This window comes from Tsuneonella sp. HG094 (genome assembly GCF_053819285.1).
Window position 1 is genome coordinate 2,530,488 of sequence record NZ_JBSORA010000001.1, and the last position, 18,268, is coordinate 2,548,755.

At 67.2% G+C, this 18,268-nt stretch carries 18 protein-coding genes; 7 read left to right on the forward strand and 11 right to left on the reverse strand.

Annotated features, from left to right (window positions below):
- Positions 1 to 6 precede the first annotated feature (6 nt).
- The 3 genes from ACWPMX_RS12590 to recQ are packed head-to-tail and all read right to left on the reverse strand — an operon-like array spanning position 7 to position 3,329.
- Complete coding sequence (locus ACWPMX_RS12590; protein ID WP_455700340.1) at positions 7 to 933, reverse strand: SPFH domain-containing protein; 927 nt, start codon at positions 931 to 933, stop codon at positions 7 to 9.
- 58 nt (positions 934 to 991) lie between these two features.
- The gene (locus ACWPMX_RS12595) at positions 992 to 1,516 is read right to left on the reverse strand and encodes a hypothetical protein (protein ID WP_455700341.1); all 525 of its coding nucleotides are present in this window, start codon (positions 1,514 to 1,516) and stop codon (positions 992 to 994) included.
- Positions 1,517 to 1,526: 10 nt separating this feature from the next.
- Positions 1,527 to 3,329, reverse strand: coding sequence for a DNA helicase RecQ (recQ, locus tag ACWPMX_RS12600; protein ID WP_455700342.1), 1,803 nt, complete (start codon positions 3,327 to 3,329; stop codon positions 1,527 to 1,529).
- A gap of 111 nt (positions 3,330 to 3,440) precedes the next feature.
- On the opposite strand from recQ, the gene ACWPMX_RS12605 reads away from it, so the two are divergent.
- The 6 genes from ACWPMX_RS12605 to phhA all read left to right on the forward strand — a co-directional run bounded on the left by ACWPMX_RS12605 (position 3,441) and on the right by phhA (position 8,676).
- The gene (locus ACWPMX_RS12605) at positions 3,441 to 3,755 is read left to right on the forward strand and encodes a hypothetical protein (RefSeq protein ID WP_455700343.1); all 315 of its coding nucleotides are present in this window, start codon (positions 3,441 to 3,443) and stop codon (positions 3,753 to 3,755) included.
- A gap of 90 nt (positions 3,756 to 3,845) precedes the next feature.
- Positions 3,846 to 4,067: a hypothetical protein gene (locus ACWPMX_RS12610; RefSeq protein ID WP_455700344.1), complete on the forward strand. Its 222-nt coding sequence runs from the start codon at positions 3,846 to 3,848 to the stop codon at positions 4,065 to 4,067.
- A gap of 5 nt (positions 4,068 to 4,072) precedes the next feature.
- The gene (locus ACWPMX_RS12615) at positions 4,073 to 5,233 is read left to right on the forward strand and encodes an acyl-CoA dehydrogenase family protein (RefSeq protein ID WP_455700786.1); all 1,161 of its coding nucleotides are present in this window, start codon (positions 4,073 to 4,075) and stop codon (positions 5,231 to 5,233) included.
- Positions 5,233 to 6,477 (forward strand): CoA transferase, encoded by a 1,245-nt coding sequence (locus ACWPMX_RS12620; RefSeq protein ID WP_455700345.1) that lies wholly within the window; start codon positions 5,233 to 5,235, stop codon positions 6,475 to 6,477. The genes ACWPMX_RS12615 and ACWPMX_RS12620 overlap by 1 nt, the downstream gene beginning before the upstream one ends.
- The gene (locus tag ACWPMX_RS12625; RefSeq protein WP_455700346.1) at positions 6,474 to 7,688 is read left to right on the forward strand and encodes an acetyl-CoA C-acetyltransferase; all 1,215 of its coding nucleotides are present in this window, start codon (positions 6,474 to 6,476) and stop codon (positions 7,686 to 7,688) included. Before ACWPMX_RS12620 ends, ACWPMX_RS12625 begins: the two co-directional genes overlap by 4 nt.
- Before the next feature lie 49 nt (positions 7,689 to 7,737).
- On the forward strand, positions 7,738 to 8,676 hold the full coding sequence (gene phhA, locus ACWPMX_RS12630) for a phenylalanine 4-monooxygenase (protein ID WP_455700347.1): 939 nt from the start codon (positions 7,738 to 7,740) through the stop codon (positions 8,674 to 8,676).
- Between the two features lie 67 nt (positions 8,677 to 8,743).
- Here the strand turns inward: phhA and ACWPMX_RS12635 are convergent, their stop codons facing one another.
- From ACWPMX_RS12635 to ACWPMX_RS12655, 5 genes are all read right to left on the reverse strand, one after another.
- A complete protein-coding gene (locus ACWPMX_RS12635) occupies positions 8,744 to 9,013 on the reverse strand; it encodes a hypothetical protein (protein ID WP_455700348.1) in 270 nt (89 codons plus the stop codon).
- Between the two features lie 77 nt (positions 9,014 to 9,090).
- On the reverse strand, positions 9,091 to 9,345 hold the full coding sequence (locus ACWPMX_RS12640) for a GlsB/YeaQ/YmgE family stress response membrane protein (RefSeq protein WP_455700349.1): 255 nt from the start codon (positions 9,343 to 9,345) through the stop codon (positions 9,091 to 9,093).
- Positions 9,346 to 9,447: 102 nt separating this feature from the next.
- Positions 9,448 to 10,257 carry an undecaprenyl-diphosphate phosphatase gene (locus tag ACWPMX_RS12645; protein WP_455700350.1) on the reverse strand — a complete coding sequence of 270 codons (810 nt, stop codon included), beginning with the start codon at positions 10,255 to 10,257 and terminating at the stop codon, positions 9,448 to 9,450.
- 62 nt (positions 10,258 to 10,319) lie between these two features.
- Complete coding sequence (locus ACWPMX_RS12650) at positions 10,320 to 12,473, reverse strand: M13 family metallopeptidase (RefSeq protein ID WP_455700351.1); 2,154 nt, start codon at positions 12,471 to 12,473, stop codon at positions 10,320 to 10,322.
- A gap of 160 nt (positions 12,474 to 12,633) precedes the next feature.
- Positions 12,634 to 14,463 carry an ABC transporter transmembrane domain-containing protein gene (locus ACWPMX_RS12655; RefSeq protein WP_455700352.1) on the reverse strand — a complete coding sequence of 610 codons (1,830 nt, stop codon included), beginning with the start codon at positions 14,461 to 14,463 and terminating at the stop codon, positions 12,634 to 12,636.
- A 150-nt stretch (positions 14,464 to 14,613) separates the two neighbouring features.
- Between ACWPMX_RS12655 and ACWPMX_RS12660 the strand changes: the two genes are divergently transcribed.
- A complete protein-coding gene (locus ACWPMX_RS12660; RefSeq protein WP_455700787.1) occupies positions 14,614 to 15,858 on the forward strand; it encodes a polyhydroxyalkanoate depolymerase in 1,245 nt (414 codons plus the stop codon).
- On the opposite strand, the gene ACWPMX_RS12665 is transcribed toward ACWPMX_RS12660, so the two are convergent.
- From ACWPMX_RS12665 to ACWPMX_RS12675, 3 genes are all read right to left on the reverse strand, one after another.
- The gene (locus ACWPMX_RS12665) at positions 15,855 to 16,478 is read right to left on the reverse strand and encodes a DUF4126 domain-containing protein (protein ID WP_455700353.1); all 624 of its coding nucleotides are present in this window, start codon (positions 16,476 to 16,478) and stop codon (positions 15,855 to 15,857) included. The two genes, ACWPMX_RS12660 and ACWPMX_RS12665, sit on opposite strands and share 4 nt — an antisense overlap.
- A 65-nt stretch (positions 16,479 to 16,543) precedes the next feature.
- Positions 16,544 to 17,728, reverse strand: coding sequence for an acetyl-CoA C-acyltransferase (locus ACWPMX_RS12670; protein WP_455700354.1), 1,185 nt, complete (start codon positions 17,726 to 17,728; stop codon positions 16,544 to 16,546).
- Between the two features lie 51 nt (positions 17,729 to 17,779).
- Positions 17,780 to 18,229 carry a MaoC family dehydratase gene (locus ACWPMX_RS12675; RefSeq protein ID WP_455700355.1) on the reverse strand — a complete coding sequence of 150 codons (450 nt, stop codon included), beginning with the start codon at positions 18,227 to 18,229 and terminating at the stop codon, positions 17,780 to 17,782.
- Positions 18,230 to 18,268 lie beyond the last annotated feature (39 nt).

Below are 18,268 nucleotides of genomic sequence, written 5' to 3' on the forward strand. Positions count from 1 at the left end.
CGAACCCTACTGGTAGAGCGTCCCGGCGTTGACCACCGGCTGCGCCTCGCGCTCGCCGCACAGCACGACCATCAGGTTCGACACCATCGTCGCCTTGCGCTCGTGGTCGAGGTCGATGATGCCGTCGTTCGACAGCTTGTTGAGCGCCATCTCGACCATGCTGACCGCGCCCATCACCAGCTTGGCCCGCGCGGCGATCACGGCTTCGGCCTGCTGGCGGCGGAGCATGGCGCCGGCGATCTCCGCGGCGTAGGCAAGGTGGGTAAGGCCGGCTTCGTCGACCACGATGCCCGCGACCACGAGCCGGTCGTTGAGCTCGGCCTGAAGCTCCGAGTTCACCACGTCGGGGCTGCCGCGCAGGGTGACTTCCTCTTCCTCGAGGTCGTCGTAGGGGTGCCGCGCGCCCACGGTGCGAAGGCCTGCCTCGATCTGGATTTCCACGAACGTCTTGAAGTCGTCCACGTCGAACACCGCCTGCGCGCTGTCCGCCACGCGCCACACCACATTGCACGCGATGTCGATCGGATTGCCCTTCAGGTCGTTGATCTTGACCTTGTCCGAATGGACGTTGTGCGCGCGTACCGAGACTTTCTTGCGGATCATCCACGGCCAGATCCAGCGCAGCCCCTCGGTCCGGTCGGTCCCGCGATAGGCGCCGAACAGCGTGATCACCGCGGCCTGGTTGGGCTGGATCATGTAGAACCCCGACAACGCGAGAATCGCCAGCAGGAGCAGCAGGCCCGAGATACCGAGTTCGCCTCCCGCCGGCAGGTCCAGCTTGGCGCGCTGGACGAATTCGATGAAGCGCCAGACCGTCGCTGCCGAGAGCACGAGACCCACCGCCAGCATGGCATAGCCGTTGAAAGTCGCCGCAGGCCGTTCGCGGCTGGTGTTCATTCCCCCGAGACGTTGGGTCCCCTGTTCGACCGACATGACGAATCACTCCTCCGATATAAAAGTGATATCATATTTATATCGAAAGGACCTGGCGTCAACCGGATTTGGCGCCAACCTCCTCGCGATGCTCGACGGGGGCCAGCTTGCTCGCATCCATCACGATCGCATCCATCGCCTTGAGCGTGCCGAGATAGGGGCGATAATAGGCGTCGAAGCAGCCTTCGTAGAACGCCAGCGCCTCGGTCTCGCCTCCACGCACGAGCGACAGGGTGCCATAGGCGGCGTCCGTCATCCGCTTCTCGCACTCACTATCGGTGGGAACGGGCCGAGGGATCGTCGTCGCAAGCGATCGCAATCGAGCGAGTGCATCGGACGAGAGCGCAAACCGCCGGTGTTCGAGGGCATAGGGCGGGAACGGCCCTCCGCTATCCGAGACCCGGACGATCGAGGTCGCCGCGCCGTCCGCCAGAACGATCCAGCTGTGCACCGGCGCGCCCCAGGATTTCACCTCGAATGCGAATCCATCGGGCGCGGATACCGGCGAACTCGCAGGCGCAACGCCGTGTGTCGTACAGCCCGCCAGCAGGAGCGGGGCCAAGGCCCAAAACACCGGTCGCATCAGGTTCTCCTCAGGTATCGGCGCCGCGGATCGCTTCGAGGAACGCGGCGCCATAAGCGTCGAGTTTCTTCGCGCCGACCCCGGCGATCTCGCCAAGCTGGTTGCGGGTCTGCGGGCGCAGCGCCGCCATCTCGCGCAAGGTGGCATCGTGGAAGATAACGTAGGGCGGTAGGCCCGCCGCCTTGGCAATATCGCGGCGCACCTCGCGCAAAGCCTCGAACAACGGATCGCCCACCGGGTTCGCCTCACTGCTACTACCCCGCCCGTGCCGCGACCGCTCGCGCGTTAGGGGCACGACGATCTCGACCGTGCGCTCGCCCTTGAGGATGGCCTTCGCTTCGCCGCCGAGTTGCAGCCCGCCGTGCTCGGTCGCGACCAGTGCGCCGCGGGCCTGGAGAGCGCGGGCGACCGGCTGGAGCAGCCGCGCGTCGTCGCCGCCGACGATGCCGAACACGCTCAACGAATCGTGCCCGCGCTGTAGCACTCGCTCGTCGCTCGATCCGGTAAGCACCTTCTGGAGGTGCCCGAAGCCGAAGCTCTGGCCTGTGCGGTAGGCGGCCGAGAGCAGCTTCTGCGCGATCTCGGTCACGTCGGTGACACCCGGCGCGTCGAGGCAGTTGTCGCAGTTGCCGCAGGTTGCAGGCGGGTCTTCGCCAAAATGGCGTAGCAGCACCGCGCGGCGGCACCCGGCGGTTTCGACCAGCCCGGCAAGCGCATCGAGCCGCCCCCGCTCGCCACCGCGGCGATCCTCGGACAATTCCGCGAGCCGCTGGCGCGCGGTGGCGAAATCGCCCGCGCCCCACAGCATGACCGCCTGCGACGGATCGCCGTCGCGCCCGGCGCGGCCGGTCTCTTGGTAATAGGCCTCGATCGACTTGGGCACACCCGCGTGCGCCACGAACCGCACGTCGGGCTTGTCGATGCCCATCCCGAACGCGATCGTCGCGACGATGACCATGTCCTCGCTGTCGACGAAGGCAGACTGGTTGGCGGCGCGAACCGCCGGGTCGAGGCCGGCGTGGTATGGCAGCACCGGACGCCCGCTCGCGGCTGCGAGCTGGTCGGCCAGCTTATCCACCTTGGCGCGGGTCGGAGCATAGACGATGCCCGGACCCGGCTCGCTGCGCATCAGGTCCGCGATCTGGCGCACGGGATTGTCGCGGTGGCGGATTGCGTAGCGGATGTTCGGCCGGTCGAACCCGGCGACGATCAGCCCCTCCTCCGGGATACCGAGCTGGGCCAGGATGTCCGCCCGCGTGTGCGCGTCCGCGGTCGCCGTCAGCGCCAGCCGGGGGACGGTTGCGAAGGCATCCATCAGCGGACGCAGCTGGCGATAGTCGGGGCGGAAATCGTGGCCCCACTCGGAAACGCAGTGCGCCTCGTCGATCGCGAACAGCGCGATCCGGGCCGACGACAGCAGGTCGCGGCACGCCGGCTGGCTCGCCCGCTCGGGTGCGACGTAAAGCAGGTCGAGCGATCCTTCGCGGAACGCATCCATCGTCTCGCGCCAGTCGGCATCGGCGCTGGTCAACGTGGCGGCAGCGATCCCGTTCGCCTGCGCGCTGCGGAGCTGGTCGTGCATCAAGGCAATCAGCGGGCTGACCACCACGCAGGTCCCCGCCAGCATCGTGGCGGGCAGCTGGTAGGTGAGCGACTTGCCCGCCCCCGTCGGCATGACCGCCAGCGTCGAGCGGCCCGCCAGCACGCGCTCGATCACCTGCGGCTGCACGCCGCGGAAATCGTCGAACCCGAACAGTTCGCGCAGGCGCCCGCGTGCGGCGTCGAGAGGGGGAGAGGCTGCGACCGCGTCCATGCCCGGATGCCTTGGCACAGCCCGCTACGCGAAGGAAATGGCGCGCTGTGGATTGCGGCGCAATCGGGCCGCCGCTAGGAGAGCGCCATACCCCCTTCGAGGAGCCTACCCATGAAGAAGCTTGTCCTTGCCATTGCCCCGCTGACCTTCGCGCTCGCCGCCTGCGGCGGCACCGACGACGCCTCGACCACTGCCGAGGCCGACACCGTCGAGATGCCCGCCGACGAAGCGATGGCCGGCGTCACCGAGGAACCGGCGGTCGATCCGAACGCCAACGCCGCGGCCGATGCCGCCGCCGAGCCGACCGATGCCGCGACCGAAGCGACGGCTGCCGAGGCCGGCGCGAACGCTGCCGACGTCGCCGCCCGCGCGCAGGCCGCCGCTGCCGCCGCCGAGGCTGCCAACGACGCCGACGCGCCGCAGTAATCCTGTTGGGCCAGTAACCCGAAGCGGGCGAATCGCACCTCAGCGATTCGCCCGCTTTTCGTTTTCCGAAGACAGGGTATGGTCGGCGCCATGCTCCGCACAACCGCAACGCTCGCCTCCGCGCTCCTCCTGCTGGCCGGATGCGGCCCGGCCGAGACCGATCCCGGCCCGGGCGGCGTGACCGTCGGCGAAGCGAAGGCGCTCGACGAGGCGGCCGAGATGCTCGAGCAGCGCCGCCTGCCAGTCGAGGCCTTGCCCCAAGCCTCTCCCTCCGCCACAGCGACGGCGGCCACCACGGGAGAGGTGCAATGACCGGTATGGACCCCGAACTGTTCGAACAGTTCATCGACCAGCTCGAACGCTATGTCCGCGAGCGCCTGATCCCCGCCGAGCGCGAGGTGATCGAGGCCGACCGCATCCCCGAAGCGATCGTCACCGAAATGCGCGAGATGGGCCTGTTCGGCCTCACCGTGCCCGAGGAGTACGGCGGCGCGGGCCTCAGCATCTCGCAGTATGCCCGCGTCGTGAAGACGATGGCCTATGCCGCACCCGCCTTTCGCAGCATCTTCTCGATCAACGTCGGCATGTTCAATTCGGCGATCAAGACCGGCGCGACCGAAGCGCAAAAGGCCGAGTGGTGGCCGCGCATCGCCGCCGGCGAAGTCGCCTGTTTCGGCCTGACCGAGCCAGGCTCCGGCAGCGACAGCGCGGCCATGGCTACCACTGCCCGACCCGATCCTTCGGGCAACGGCTGGATCCTCAACGGGACCAAGCGTTACATCACCAACTCTCCGCAAGCCGCGGTCGGCCTGATCATGGCGCGCACCGAGAAGGAGGCGCTGCCCAAGAACGCGCACGTGTCCGCCTTCATCGTGCCGATGGACACGCCCGGCGTCAGCGTCGGTTCGGCGGACAAGAAAATGGGCCAGTCGGGTGCGCAGATCGCCGACGTTATCCTGGAAGACGTGCACGTGCCGGGCGAGGCGTTGCTCGGCGGCGAGACCGGCAAGGGTTTCGTATTCGCGATGAAAAGCCTCGACAACGGGCGCATCTCGGTCGGCGCGGCATCGACCGGCTATGCCCGCCGCGCGCTCGACAGCGCGCTGCGCTATGCCACCGAGCGCAAGGCCTTCGGCGAGCCGATCGCGAACTTCCAGTTGATCCAGGCGATGCTGGCCGACAGCGAGACCGAGATCTACGCGGCCGAATGCATGATGGCCGATGTCACCGCGCGTGCCGATGCGGGCGAGAATGTCCTGCGCAAGGCCGCCGCGTTCAAGGTCTTCGCTTCCGAGATGTGCGGCCGCGTGGTCGACCGCGTGGTGCAGATCTACGGCGGCGCGGGATACCTCGCCGAATACGACGCGGAACGGTTCTTCCGCGATGCGCGCATCTACCGCATCTACGAAGGCACGACGCAAATCCTGCAACTCCAGATCGCCAAGCACATGCTGCGCGATTTCGCTGCGCAAGGCTGATGTACCGGCTCCTGTCCGACCTTTCGCTGGTCGAGGTTTCCAGCTTCGTCGCCTCGCCCACCGTGGGGCTCTACTGCGCTCAGATGGGGGCCGAGGTGATCCGGGTCGACCAGATCGGCGGCGGGCTCGACTACGATCGCTACATGCTCACCGCCGAAGGGCGCTCGCTGAGCTGGGAGAACCTCAACCGGGCAAAGAAGTCGGTCGCGCTCGACCTGCGATCGGGCGAAGGCCGCGAGCTGTGCGCGGAACTCGCGCGCAAGACCGGCCAGCTCGTCACCAACCTGCCCGAGGCGAGCTTCCTGGGCCACGCCGCGCTCAGCGCCGGGCGGCCCGACATGATCAGCGTGCGCGTGATGGGCTGGCACGACGGGCGGCAGGCGATGGACTTCACCGTCAACGCGGCGAGCGGCTATCCGCTGATGACCGGCCCGGCCGAGTGGGATCCGCAAACGGCCCCGCCGGTCAACCAGATCATGCCGGCATGGGACTTCATAACCGGCGCCTATTGCGCCTTCGCGCTGATGGCGGCGGTCCACCACCGAACCGCGACCGGGGAGGGGAGCGAGGTGCGCGTGCCGCTGGGCGACGTGGCGATCGGCACGCTCGCCAATTCGGGCACGATGGCCGAAATGCTCTATCGCGGCGGCGATCGCCCGCGGCTTGGCAACGCGATCTGGGGCGCACTCGGCCGCGACTTCACCAGCCGCGACGGCAAGCGCTTCATGGTCGCGGTGCTGACCGCCAAGCAGTGGCGGGCGTTGGTCGACGCGCTCGACCTTGCCGTGCCGATCGCGGCACTGGAGGCGGACACCGGCGTGTCGTTCGCAAGCTCGGATCACAATCGCTTCGTCCACCGCGATGCGTTGTTCGCGATCGTCCAAGGGGCCGCCGGCGCACTCGACTATGCCGCGATCGCCGATCGCCTGACCCTCGCAGGAGCGACCTTCGAACGCTATCGCACGGCCTTCGAAGCGGCAAACGACCCCGCGCTGGTGGCAGACAACCCGCTGTTCGGCCCGTCGCCCGACAATCCCAGCGGCTTCGCCTATCCCGCCACCCGCAGCTTCGCCAATCTGCCGGAACGCGAGGCGGGCGATCCGCAGCCTGCGCCGTACCTCGGCCAGGACAGCGAGCAGGTGCTGGCCGATCGGCTGTGCCTCTCGTCCGGTGCTATCGCCGACCTTATCGACCGCAATGTCGTCGCGCGCAGCGACCGGCACCATCCGAGGAAACCCGCATGAGCAAACGCCGCGCCGCCATCGTCAGCCCCCTGCGCACGGCAGTGGGCAAGTTCCAGGGCTCGCTCGCCTCGCTCGAGGCGGGCCAGCTCGGCGCGGTGATCCTGAAGGCGCTGGTCGAGCGCAGCGGGATCGATCCCGAGCGGGTCGATGACGTCGTGTTCAGCCAAGGCTATGGCAACGGCGAGGCGCCCGCGATCGGCCACTGGAGCTGGCTTGCCGCCGGCCTCCCGCTCGAAGTGCCCGGCTATCAACTCGACCGTCGCTGCGGCTCGGGCCTGCAGGCCGTCGTCAACGCAGCGATGATGATCGAGGCGGGCCACGCCGACGTTGTCGTCGCGGGGGGCTGCGAGAGCATGTCGAACGTGGAACACTACACCACGCGGCTGCGCGGCGGGGTCCGCGCGGGCAACATGGAGCTGTGGGACCGGCTCACCCGCGGCCGTCTGATGAGCCAGCCGGTCGAGCGGTTCGGCGTGATCAGCGGGATGATCGAGACCGCCGAGAACCTGGCGAAAGACTACGGCATTACCCGCGAGGAGGCCGATGCCTTCGCCGTCCGCTCGCACCGGAACGCCGCTGCCGCGTGGGATGCAGGCAAGTTCGATGCCCAGCTCGTGCCGGTTGACGTGCCGCAGCGAAAGGGCGATCCGGTCACATTCGCGAAAGACGAAGGGTTCCGCGCCGACGCCAGCATGGAAAGCCTCGGCAAGCTGCGCGCGCTCGAAGGCGGCGTGGTGACCGCGGGCAACGCCAGCCAGCAAAACGATGCGGCGGCCGCCTGTCTCGTGGTGGCGGAGGACAAGCTCGAGGAACTGGGTCTCGAACCGATGCTGTGGTTCTCGGGCTATGCGGCGGCGGGCTGCGACCCCAGCCGGATGGGCATCGGCCCGGTACCGGCGGTCGAGCGGCTGTTCGCGCGCACCGGTCTCGGCTGGGCCGACATCGAAATGGTCGAACTCAACGAGGCATTCGCCCCGCAGGCTCTCGCGGTGCTCAGGGGTTGGGGCTGGTCGGACGGCGACAGCCGGATGGACCTGCTCAACGTCAACGGATCGGGCATCAGCCTCGGCCATCCGATCGGCGCAACCGGCGGGCGGATCCTCGCCGACATGGCGCACGAGATGCACCGGCGCGGCGCGCGCTACGGCCTCGAGACGATGTGCATCGGCGGCGGCCAGGGCATCGCCGCGGTGTTCGAACGCGCGGGCTGATACGCACGTTTGCCGCGGCCGTGCGGCGATGCTAGTTTCATTCGAAACCATGGCCACGATCGCACAACCGTATGACGACTTCGCCGCGCTGCCGGACCTTCCGGCGGACGTTTTCACCGCACCGCTCAAGCGACCCGCGCATGTGGGCGAGGACTGGCTCGAACCGCGGCAGGCCGATTACTCGTCCGACGACGACGCGATCTGGAACGACCTGTTTGCCCGCCAGATCGACGTGTTACCGGGCCGCGCCGCGAGCGCCTTCATGGCAGGCCTGCAGAAGCTGAACCTCAATCGCGGCGGCGTGCCGGAGTTTGGCAAGCTCTCCGAGGACCTCTCGGCGCTGACCGGCTGGTCGGTGGTGCCGGTGCCGATGCTGATCCCCGATCACGTGTTCTTCTGGCACCTTGCCAACCGGCGCTTTCCGGCGGGGAACTTTATTCGCACGCGCGAGACCTTCGACTACATCCAGGAGCCCGACGTCTTCCACGACGTGTTCGGCCATGTGCCGATGCTGACCGACCCGGTCTATGCCGATTACATGCAGGAATACGGCCGCGCCGGATGGAAGGCGATGCGCTATAACCGGCTCAAAGCTCTCGGTGCGCTCTACTGGTACACGGTCGAGTTCGGATTGATCGAGGAAGCCGGCGGCATCAAGGCCTACGGTGCCGGCATCCTCTCGGGCCCCACCGAAGTAGTCTTCGCTACCGAGGCGGCGAGTCCCAACCGCATCATGCTCAATGTCGACCGCGTCATGCGGACCGACTACGTGATCGACGACCTCCAGCCGACCTACTTCGTGATCGAGAGTTTCGAGGACCTCTACCGCCAGACGGTGGAGCGCGATTTCGACCGTCTTTATCGCTCGCTGTCGCCGGGCTTCACCTACGCCAACAGCGCGGTGATCGACCTCGACAACGTCGTGCACCGCGGGACGCAGGAATACCTGCTGCGCGGCGGACGCGGGAGCGGCGCAAAGCCGGCCTGAAGCCCCAAAGGAAAACGGCCCCGGATTTCTCCGAGGCCGCTTCCTGTTTGCGATTAACCCGAAAGGATCAGGTCGGATCGGTGGTCGTGCCGTCGGCCTGGTCGGCCGCTTCGCCAGCTTCTTCCGCCGCGTCCGCCTTGTCTTCGGCGGCGTCGGTCACGGCGTCGGCCTGGGCGTCGGTCATCGCGCCGGCGTCTTCGGCGGCTTCCGCCTGCTCGTTCACGACTTCGGCGGCCTGCTCACCGGCGTCTTCGGCCGCATTTTCCTTCGGACCGTCGCAAGCGGCGACGGTGAGACCGAGGGCCAGCGCCGACGAAATGGCAATGAGTTTCTTCATTTCTCTCTTCCCCTTTTTGGATGGGGGGCCTGCATACTGCGCCGACCCTCCGGTTGTAAGTCTAAAATAAGGCAGCTTCAGCGGACCAGTCGCATCCGGGTGAACGAAAGCGCGGCGAGGGCGGCGATCGCCCCGGCCATGCTCGCAAGCAGCGCCGTCGGGGTGATCCCCACGAGCAGCGATTCCCGGCTCACCAGGATGCCGAGCACCAGCGCGCCAATCTCGCCGACGATCACGTTGACGAGGATCGAGCGCGCGTCATCGTCCCGCGTCAGGATAGACGCCAGCCACGACAATACGCCGCCAACGGCCAGAAGAACGATAAAACCCACCTGATACTCGCGCCTACGTTGCAGTCCTGACGCTCACAAACAGCGAAAGGCGGGTTGGTTCCGGAGAATGCGACGAAACGATGGCAACCGGCCCTCAGGCAATCATCCGAGGGTGAGCCAGGCGAGCGCCGCCGCTCCGACCACGATGCGGTACCACGCGAACGGCGCAAACCCGCGACGCGAGACATAAGCGACGAACACGCGGATCACGATCATCGCCACAACGAATGCCGACAGGAATCCTGCGGCGATCTCGCCCCAGCCGATCGCGGCATCGCCCGCCAGCAAGGCCGGATCGTCGAGGATCTTGACCGTCGCCGCGCCCAGCATGGTCGGCACGGCAAGGAAGAACGAGAACTCCGCCGCGGTCTTGCGTCCCACGCCGAGCGCCAGCGCGCCGAGGATCGTCGCGCCCGAACGGCTCGTACCCGGGATCATGGCGAGGCACTGCGCGAGGCCGATGAGCATCGCGGTGCGCATCGGCATTTCGGTGACGCCGGTGTCCTCGCTCGCAGGGATCGTCCGTTCGAGTACGAGCATCGCAATCCCGCCGACGAGCAGCGCGCTCGCGACGACCAGCGGACTGCCGAGCATGACGTCGATCGCATCCTTCGCCAGCAAGCCGATCACCGCCGCGGGCAAGAACCCGGCGAGGATGTTGCGGACAAAGCGAATGGACTCGCCCTTGCCGCGCAGCAGTCCGACGCCGGTGAACCAGAACAGGTTGCGATAGGTCACCAGCACCGCGGTGATCGCGCCGAGCTGGATCACGATGTTGAACTGCGACCATTCCTTCGGGTCGTAGCCGAAGATGGCCTGCGAAAGGATCAGGTGCCCGGTCGAGGAGACCGGAAGAAACTCGGTCAGCCCTTCGAGCATGCCGAGCAGGATAGCGGTGAGGATCAGACCCATGGGTCCGCGAACAAGCGGCATCGGCAGGACAAGTCAAGCGACCTGCCCTGCCGATTCCGGTCTTACCAGATGCGGATGCGCTTTTCCGGCGGCAGGTACAGCGCGTCGTCGGCGGTCACGTTGAACGCCTTGTACCATTCGTCGAGGTTCCGCACGACGCCGTTGGTGCGGTACATTTCCGGGCTGTGCGGGTCGGTGCGCAGGCGGTTGCGGGTGTTGTCGTCACGCTCCTGCGCGCGCCACACCTGCGCCCAGGCGAGGAAGAACCGCTGGTCGCCGGTCAGCCCGTCGATCACCTTGTCGGGCTTGCCATTGAGATGCAGCTTGTAAGCGCGGTAGGCGAGGCTGAGCCCGCCGAGATCGCCGATGTTCTCGCCCAGCGTCAGGCGTCCGTTGACGCAGGTCTTGCCGTCGTCGAGCGGACAGAACGCGTTGTACTGCGCCACGAGCGCATCGCCGAGCTTGTCGAACGCCGCGCGGTCGGCGTCGGTCCACCAGTTGCGCAGCATGCCGGTGCCGTCGGACTTCGATCCCTGGTCGTCGAACCCGTGGCCCATTTCGTGGCCGATCACGCCGCCGATCCCACCATAGTTCACCGCCGCGTCGGCGGTGAGGCCGAAGAACGGTTGCTGGAGGATGCCGGCCGGGAACACGATCTCGTTCTTGGTCGGGTTGTAGTACGCGTTCACGGTCTGCGGCAGCATGCCCCATTCGGTGCGGTCGATCGGCCCGCCGAGCTTCGACAGGTTGTCTACCCGAGCCCATTCGCCCGCCGCCATGCGATTGGCGAGCGGAGTGCCCGCACCGATCGCGAGGCCGGGATAGGTCTCGAGCTCGTCGCGGTAACCGATCTTGGGATCGAACGCGTCGAGCTTGGCGATCGCCTGCTTCTTGGTCTCCTCGCCCATCCACGTGTTGTCGGCGATGTTGAGCGCCATCGCCTTCCGCAAGTTGGCGACCAGATCGACCATCGCGGCCTTGTTCTGGGCCGGGAAGTAGCGCTGCACGTAGGAGGCGCCGACGAGTTCGCCGAGCAGCCCTTCGCTTTCGGAGATCGCGCGCTTCCAGCGGGCACGCTGTTCCGGCACGCCGGTCAGCAGCTGCTGGTTGAACGCGAACGAGGCGTCGTCGATCGCCTTGGGCAGGACCGAGGCGTTGCCGTTGAGGAAGCCCTTGACCATCCACGCCTGCAGCACCTCCACCGGAGTCGCGCGGAGCAGCGCCATCATCGCGGGCGTGCCACCGCCGATCTTGGCGACGGTCGCTTCATCGAGCTTGAGCGCAGCGATTTCCTCCGCGGTCGGCGGCAAGTCGCCGACGAGATAGCGATCCGTGCTCGCCACGCCCGACGAGGCGAGAAACGCGGCGGTCGGGAATGCCGGGTCGAGCGCGGCAAGTTCGGCCGGGGAGAGCGCGTTGTAGGTCAGGTCGCGGTTGCGGCGCACCGCGCGGTCCCACGCAACGGTGCGGGCAATCTTGTCCTCGAAGGCATAGACCTGACCCGCCATCGCGGCGGCGTCGGCATAGCCCGCCTGGCCGAGCAGGAAGGCGATGTACTCGCGGTACTTGGCCTGGATGCCCTGGCCCTTTTCGGTGGTGTCGAGGTAATAGTCGCGATCGGGCAGGCCGAGGCCGCCCGAACCGACCGCCACGCTGTAGCGGTCCGGCTCCTTGGCATCGACCGTCACGCCCGCGCCCATCGGTGAGGGATAGCCCGTCTTGCCCCACAGGTCCGCCAGCTTGGCGAGCGTGTCCGCCCCCTTGATCGCATCGATGTAGGGCTTGGCCGGGGCGAAACCCGCAGCCTCGATCGCGGCGGTGTCGAGGAAGGCGTTGTAGCTGTCGACGATGCGCTTCTCGTCGGCCGAGAGCATGGCCGGGTCCTTGGCGACCAGTTCGTCGACCAGGGTCTTGACGTCGCTCGTCGATTTCTCGCGCAGCAGGTTGAACGCGCCGAAGCGGCTGAATTCGGCTGGCAGCGGGTTGGCATCGAGCCAGCGCTTGTTGGCGTAGGCGAAGAAGTCGTCACCCGGATCGATCGACTTGTCGAGCGCAGCCGGATCGAAGCCCCAAGTGCCGAAGCTCATCGTCGGCAGCGGGGTCGCCTCGGTGGGCTTTGCGGCAGAGGTGGTGGCGGGCGCATCCTGCGCGAACGCCGGGGCGGCGATGGCGAGCGCGAGCGCGCTGGCGCCGGTGGCGAAAATCTTGCTGATCATGTCTGTCCCTTGTCCCCAAGCGGGCTCAGGTGGCCCGGCTGATGCGGTTTACCGCAAGCCGCCGGAGCGCCCCGCGTCAACGCCGCTCGTCGGCGGCTGCGCGCACTTGGTAGATGAGGGTCGCTGAGGCGGCGATGAACGAGCCCGCTGACGCAGAGTTTCAGGCCGCCTCGGTCGCGCCGAACTGGAGTTTTGCCAATCGCGCATAGAGACCGCCTGCAGTCGCGAGCACGCCGTGACTTCCCTGTTCGACGATGCGCCCTTCGTCCATCACCACGATGCGGTCCGCCGCGCGCACGGTGGCAAGGCGGTGGGCAATCACAAGCGTGGTGCGATCCGCCATCAGCCGTTCCAGCGCATCCTGCACCAGCCGCTCGCTTTCGGCATCGAGTGCGCTCGTCGCCTCGTCGAGCAGCAGGATCGGCGCGTCGCGCAGGATCGCGCGGGCGATCGCGATGCGCTGGCGCTGGCCGCCCGAAAGCTGGGTACCGTTCTCACCGAGGAACGTGTCGAGCCCCTGCGGCAGGGCACGCAGGAACGTTTCTGCGTTGGCCGCGCGCGCGGCTTCCCAGATCGCCTCGTCGCTCGCGTCCCAATTCCCGTAGCGCAGGTTGTCGCGCGCGTTGGCGCTGAACAGCACGCCTTCCTGCGGCACGAAGGCCATGCGGCGGCGGATCGCGGCAGGGTCCGCGCTCGTCAGCGGCACCCCGTCGAGGCGGATGGTGCCCGCCTGCGGATCGTAGAACCGCTCGGCGAGCTGGAAGATCGTGCTCTTGCCCGCACCCGACGGTCCGACGATGGCAACCGTCTCGCCCGGCTGCACCTCGAGCGTGAAGTCGCGCAGCGCCGGGCTTTCCAGCCGGGTGGGGTAGCGGAAGCTGACGTTGCGAAAGGAGATCGCCCCGCGCGGCGGCTCGGGCAGCGCCTCGGGCCGGGTGGGCGGCGCGATCGCCGGTTCCTCGTGCAGCAGTTCGGCAAGGCGGCTCGCCGCACCAGCCCCGCGAAGCAGGTCGCCGTACACCTCGGTCAGCGCGCCGAACGCACCTGCGACGAGGCCCGCGGTGAGCACCACGGCAGCGATCGTGCCGCCCGAAATTTCCCCGCTCGCGACCCCGACCGCGCCGCGCCACAGCAGCAGCACGATCGCCCCGAACACGATCATGATGACCAGCGCAGTCATCGTCGCACGGATCAGGATGCGCCGCCGCGCGGTGGCGAAAGTGCGCTCGACCGCGTCGCGGAACCGCTGGCCCTCGCGCGCTTCCTGGTTGAACGCCTGCACGACTTTCATCGCACCGAGCACTTCGGTGACTATCGCGCCGATATCGGCCACCCGGTCCTGGCTCGTGCGCGATACGGTGCGCAGGCGGCGTCCGAAGATCGTGATCGGGATAATGATCGCAGGGATCACCAGCACCATCCACATCGTCAGCGTTGGCACCAGCGTGAACAGGTAGATCGTGCCGCCGATCGCCATCAGCGAATTGCGCAGCGCGACCGAGACGGTGGTGCCGACGACCTGTTCGATCAGCGTGGTATCGCTGGTCATGCGGCTGGAAATTTCCTTCGGGCTGTTCTCCTCGTAGAAGCCCGGGGCAAGACGCAGGAGATTGTCCTGCACCCGCTGGCGGATGTCGGCGACGACCCGCTCGCCCAGCCAGCTCACGAAATAGAACCGCATCGCAGTGCCGAGGCCGAGGACCACGACCACGCCGAACAACAGGCGCACCGCGTGCTCGATCCCCGCGACATCGCCGCCGGACGAGAAGCCCTTGTCGATCAGGACCTTGAAATAGGCCGGGATGGCCAGCGTCGCCGCTGCCGTGATCGCCAGCGCGACGAGTGCCAGGGCAACCTGGCCCGGGTAATTGAGAGCCTGCCGCCAGATCATCACCAGCGGCCGGATGCTCCGCGCCTTGGGAGGCGGGGTCGCCGCCTCGCTTGCCGCTTCGCCGTTTTCGGCCGGGGCCGCCTGCTCGCTCTCGTCCATCTCTTGCCCCATAAGGGCGAGCCAAGGCGAAATCCACTGGTGCCGTCCTTTGGGAGCATAACCAACCATTGTGCGTTGCACAAAGAAACGAATCGGCGCACGATGCACCGCAACATGCGTCCGGCAGAGGCGCCAGCAGGGGAATTCGGATTGCTTTACCACGCCTATGAAATGCAGCGCGCCTGGCTCAACGGGGTCAGCGCCTGGGCTTCGGTCGCTTCGGAGCTGATGACGAACCCGCGGTTTCCGATGGGCTATCTCGGCATGGCGCCGATGGCGGCCAGCGCGCTTGAGGTGTTCGCCCATGCCACCCAGCCGCGCGGCAAGCCCGAATTCGGGATCGATGCTGTGGTCGTCGACGGGCATTCCTACACCGTCACCGAATCGATCGTCCGCCCCCGTCCCTTCGGAGACCTACGCCGTTTCACCCGCGACGGATTGCCCGCAGACGCGCCCAAGGTTCTGATCGTCGCGCCGATGAGCGGCCACTACGCCACGCTGCTGCGCGGCACGGTCGAGCGGATGTCCGAGACCAGCGATGTCTACATCACCGACTGGGCCGACGCGCGCATGGTGTCGCCCCGCGAAGGCCGGTTCGACCTCGACGACTACATCGACTACCTGATCGACTTCCTCGCCTTCATCGGGCCAGGCACGCACGTTATCGCGGTGTGCCAACCCTCGGTTCCCGCGTTTGCCGCGACTGCCGTGATGAACGCGGCCAAGCACCCTGCGCGTCCGGCCACGCTCACCATGATGGGCGGGCCGATCGACACACGCTGCTCGCCGACCTCGGTGAACGACCTCGCGATGGAGCGGCCGATCGAGTGGTTCCGGCACAACGTGATCGCCACGGTGCCGATGCAGTATCCGGGCGGCGGGCGCCGGGTCTATCCGGGCTTCCTGCAGCTTGCCGGGTTCATGAGCATGAACCTGGGCAACCACATGATGAGCCACTACGAGATGTTCAAGCATCTCACCGTGGGCGACGATGCCAGCGCCGACATGACCAAGGCCTTTTACGACGAGTACCGCTCGGTCTGCGACATGACGGCGGAATTCTATCTCCAGACGATCGAGGAAGTGTTCCAGAAGCACTCCATCCCGAACGGGACCTTCGTTCATCGCGGCAAGGCGGTCGACCTCGGCGCGATCACCGATACGGCGCTGCTCGCGGTTGAGGGTGAGCGCGACGACATCTCGGGCATCGGCCAGACCAAGGCGGCGCTCGAACTGGCGACGAACCTGGCCAAGTCGAAGAAGCAGTACCTCCTCGCCGAGGGCGCGGGCCACTACGGCATCTTCAACGGCAGTCGCTGGCGCACAAAGATCGCCCCCGAGGTGGAGGCGTTCATGGCGCGTCACGCGTCGAGGAAGCTGAAGGCGGTCGCCTAGCCCGCCGATGGCGGCGGCAGGTCTGGCGACGGCTTCGGCTGCCGTCCGAACAGCCGCCGCAGCACCCGCCGCGCCATCAGCAGCAACCACACGGTGAGCGCCAGCAGCACGAGCGCGATGGCGCCCGCGGCGTAAGGATACTCGTAGGTCGCCCACAGCAGCCCCGCGGTCGCGACGTCCTCCACCGAGGAGACGACGACGTTGCTGAACGGTTCGGGGCTGGCGTTGACCACCGCCCGCGCCCCTGCCTTGCCGCCATGCGCCGCGAGCGCCGCTCCGCCGCCGAGGATGAAGGCGATCGCCTGCGTTGCGGGATCGCCCGGGTCGACGATCGCCAGCGCCAGCATCGCGCCGCCGACCGGCCGCACGAAAGTATGCACCGCGTCCCACGCGCTATCGAGCCAGGCGATCTTGTCGGCGAAGAACTCGGCAAAGGCGGCGAGGCCAGCCACGCCCATGACCCACGGGTTTGCCAAGACGTCGAGCGCGGCGAGGTGTTCGGGGATCGGCAGCGCGCCGAGGCGCATCGCCATGCCGGTGGCGAAGATCGCGAGGTAGAGCCGCCAGCCCGCCAGCAGGCTGACGCTGCCCGCGATGCCGAGGATTTCGATCAGACCCATGCGCGTGTCTCCCCCGCGGTTACCCGCGAGGGAGATGCGCCTGATTGTCGCTTAATTCAACGCGCTTAGAAAACCTCGAACAGGCCGGCCGCGCCCTGGCCGCCGCCGATGCACATGGTGACGACGGCGTACTTCACGCCGCGGCGCTTGCCTTCGATCAGCGCGTGGCCGGCGCAGCGGGCGCCGGTCATGCCGAACGGGTGGCCGATCGAGATCGAGCCGCCGTTTACGTTGAGGAGTTCGTCCGGAATGCCGAGCTTGTCGCGGCAATACAGCACCTGCACTGCGAACGCCTCGTTCAGCTCCCACAGGCCGATGTCGTCCATCTTGAGGTCGAAGGCCTCGAGCAGCTTGGGGATCGCGAAAACCGGGCCGATGCCCATCTCGTCGGGCTCGGTGCCCGCGACTGCCATGCCGACATAACGGCCCAGCGGCTCGAGCCCGCGCTTCGAGGCGACGGCCGCTTCCATCACCACGCACGACGACGAACCGTCCGACAGCTGGCTGGCGTTGCCCGCGGTGATCACCCCGCCTTCGCCCATGACGGGCTTCAGGCTGGCAAGCCCTTCGAGCGTGGTGTCGGGACGGTTGCAGTCGTCCTTGTTGGCGGTGACTTCCTGATAGGAGACTTCCTTGGTCTCCTTGTTCACGATCGCCATGTTGGCGGTGCACGCGACGATCTCGTCGTCGAACTTGCCCGCCGCCTGCGCGGCCGCGGTGCGCTGTTGCGACTGGAGCGAGTATTCATCCTGCGCCTCACGCGAGATGCCATAGCGCTTGGCGACGACTTCGGCGGTGCCGATCATCGGCATGTAGATGTGCGGGTGCATCTCGAGCAGCTCGCGATCGGGCTCGATGAACATCTTGCCGCTGCCGACCACCTTCGAGATCGATTCGAGACCGCCCGCGACGCAGATGTCCATCCGGTCGACCGTCACCTGCTTGGCGGCGGTGGCTATGCTCATCAGGCCCGACGAGCACTGGCGGTCGATCGTCATGCCCGGGACCGAGACGGGCAGTCCCGCGCGCAGACTGGCGAGCCGCGCGACGTTGCCGCCGGTCGAGCCCTGCTGCACCGCGCAGCCCATGATTACGTCGTCGACTTCCGCGCCGTCGATCCCGGCGCGCTCGACCGCGGCCTTGATCGACCACGCACCGAGGGTGGCGCCGGTAGTGTTGTTGAACGCCCCGCGCGCCGCCTTGGTCAGCGGAGTGCGGGCGGTGGAAACGATAACGGCGTCACGTGACATGGTGAAATTCCTGCGTTGTGTTGGTTGATCCGATCCCGGGGAGGAAGTCGGTCAGACGAAGAACTGGCTCATCCACTCGGCGATCAGGGCGGGCTTGTCCTCGCCTTCGATCTCGATCGTGGTTTCCATGGTTTCCTGCCACTGGCCGGGGCGCTTTTCGACCAGTTCGAGCAGCTTGAAGTGGCCGCGCACCCGCTTGCCCGAGCGCACCGGGGCGAGGAAGCGCACTTTATTGCCGCCATAATTGACGCCCATCTTCACCCCGTCGGGGCGCGGGCAGTCGGATTGTGCGCGCAGCATCGGGATCAGCGACAGGGTGAGGAAACCGTGCGCGATCGTGCCGCCGAACGGCGTCATCTTCGCGGCTTCCTCGTTGATGTGGATGAACTGATGGTCACCGGTCGCGTCGGCGAACTGGTTGATCCGCTCCTGGCTGACCTCGACCCACTCGCTCGTGCCGATCGTTTCGCCGACCTTGGCGGCTAGCTCCTGCGGGGACATGCGCCTCTCCTTTTGACTTGCCGTAAACGTAAAGCGGCA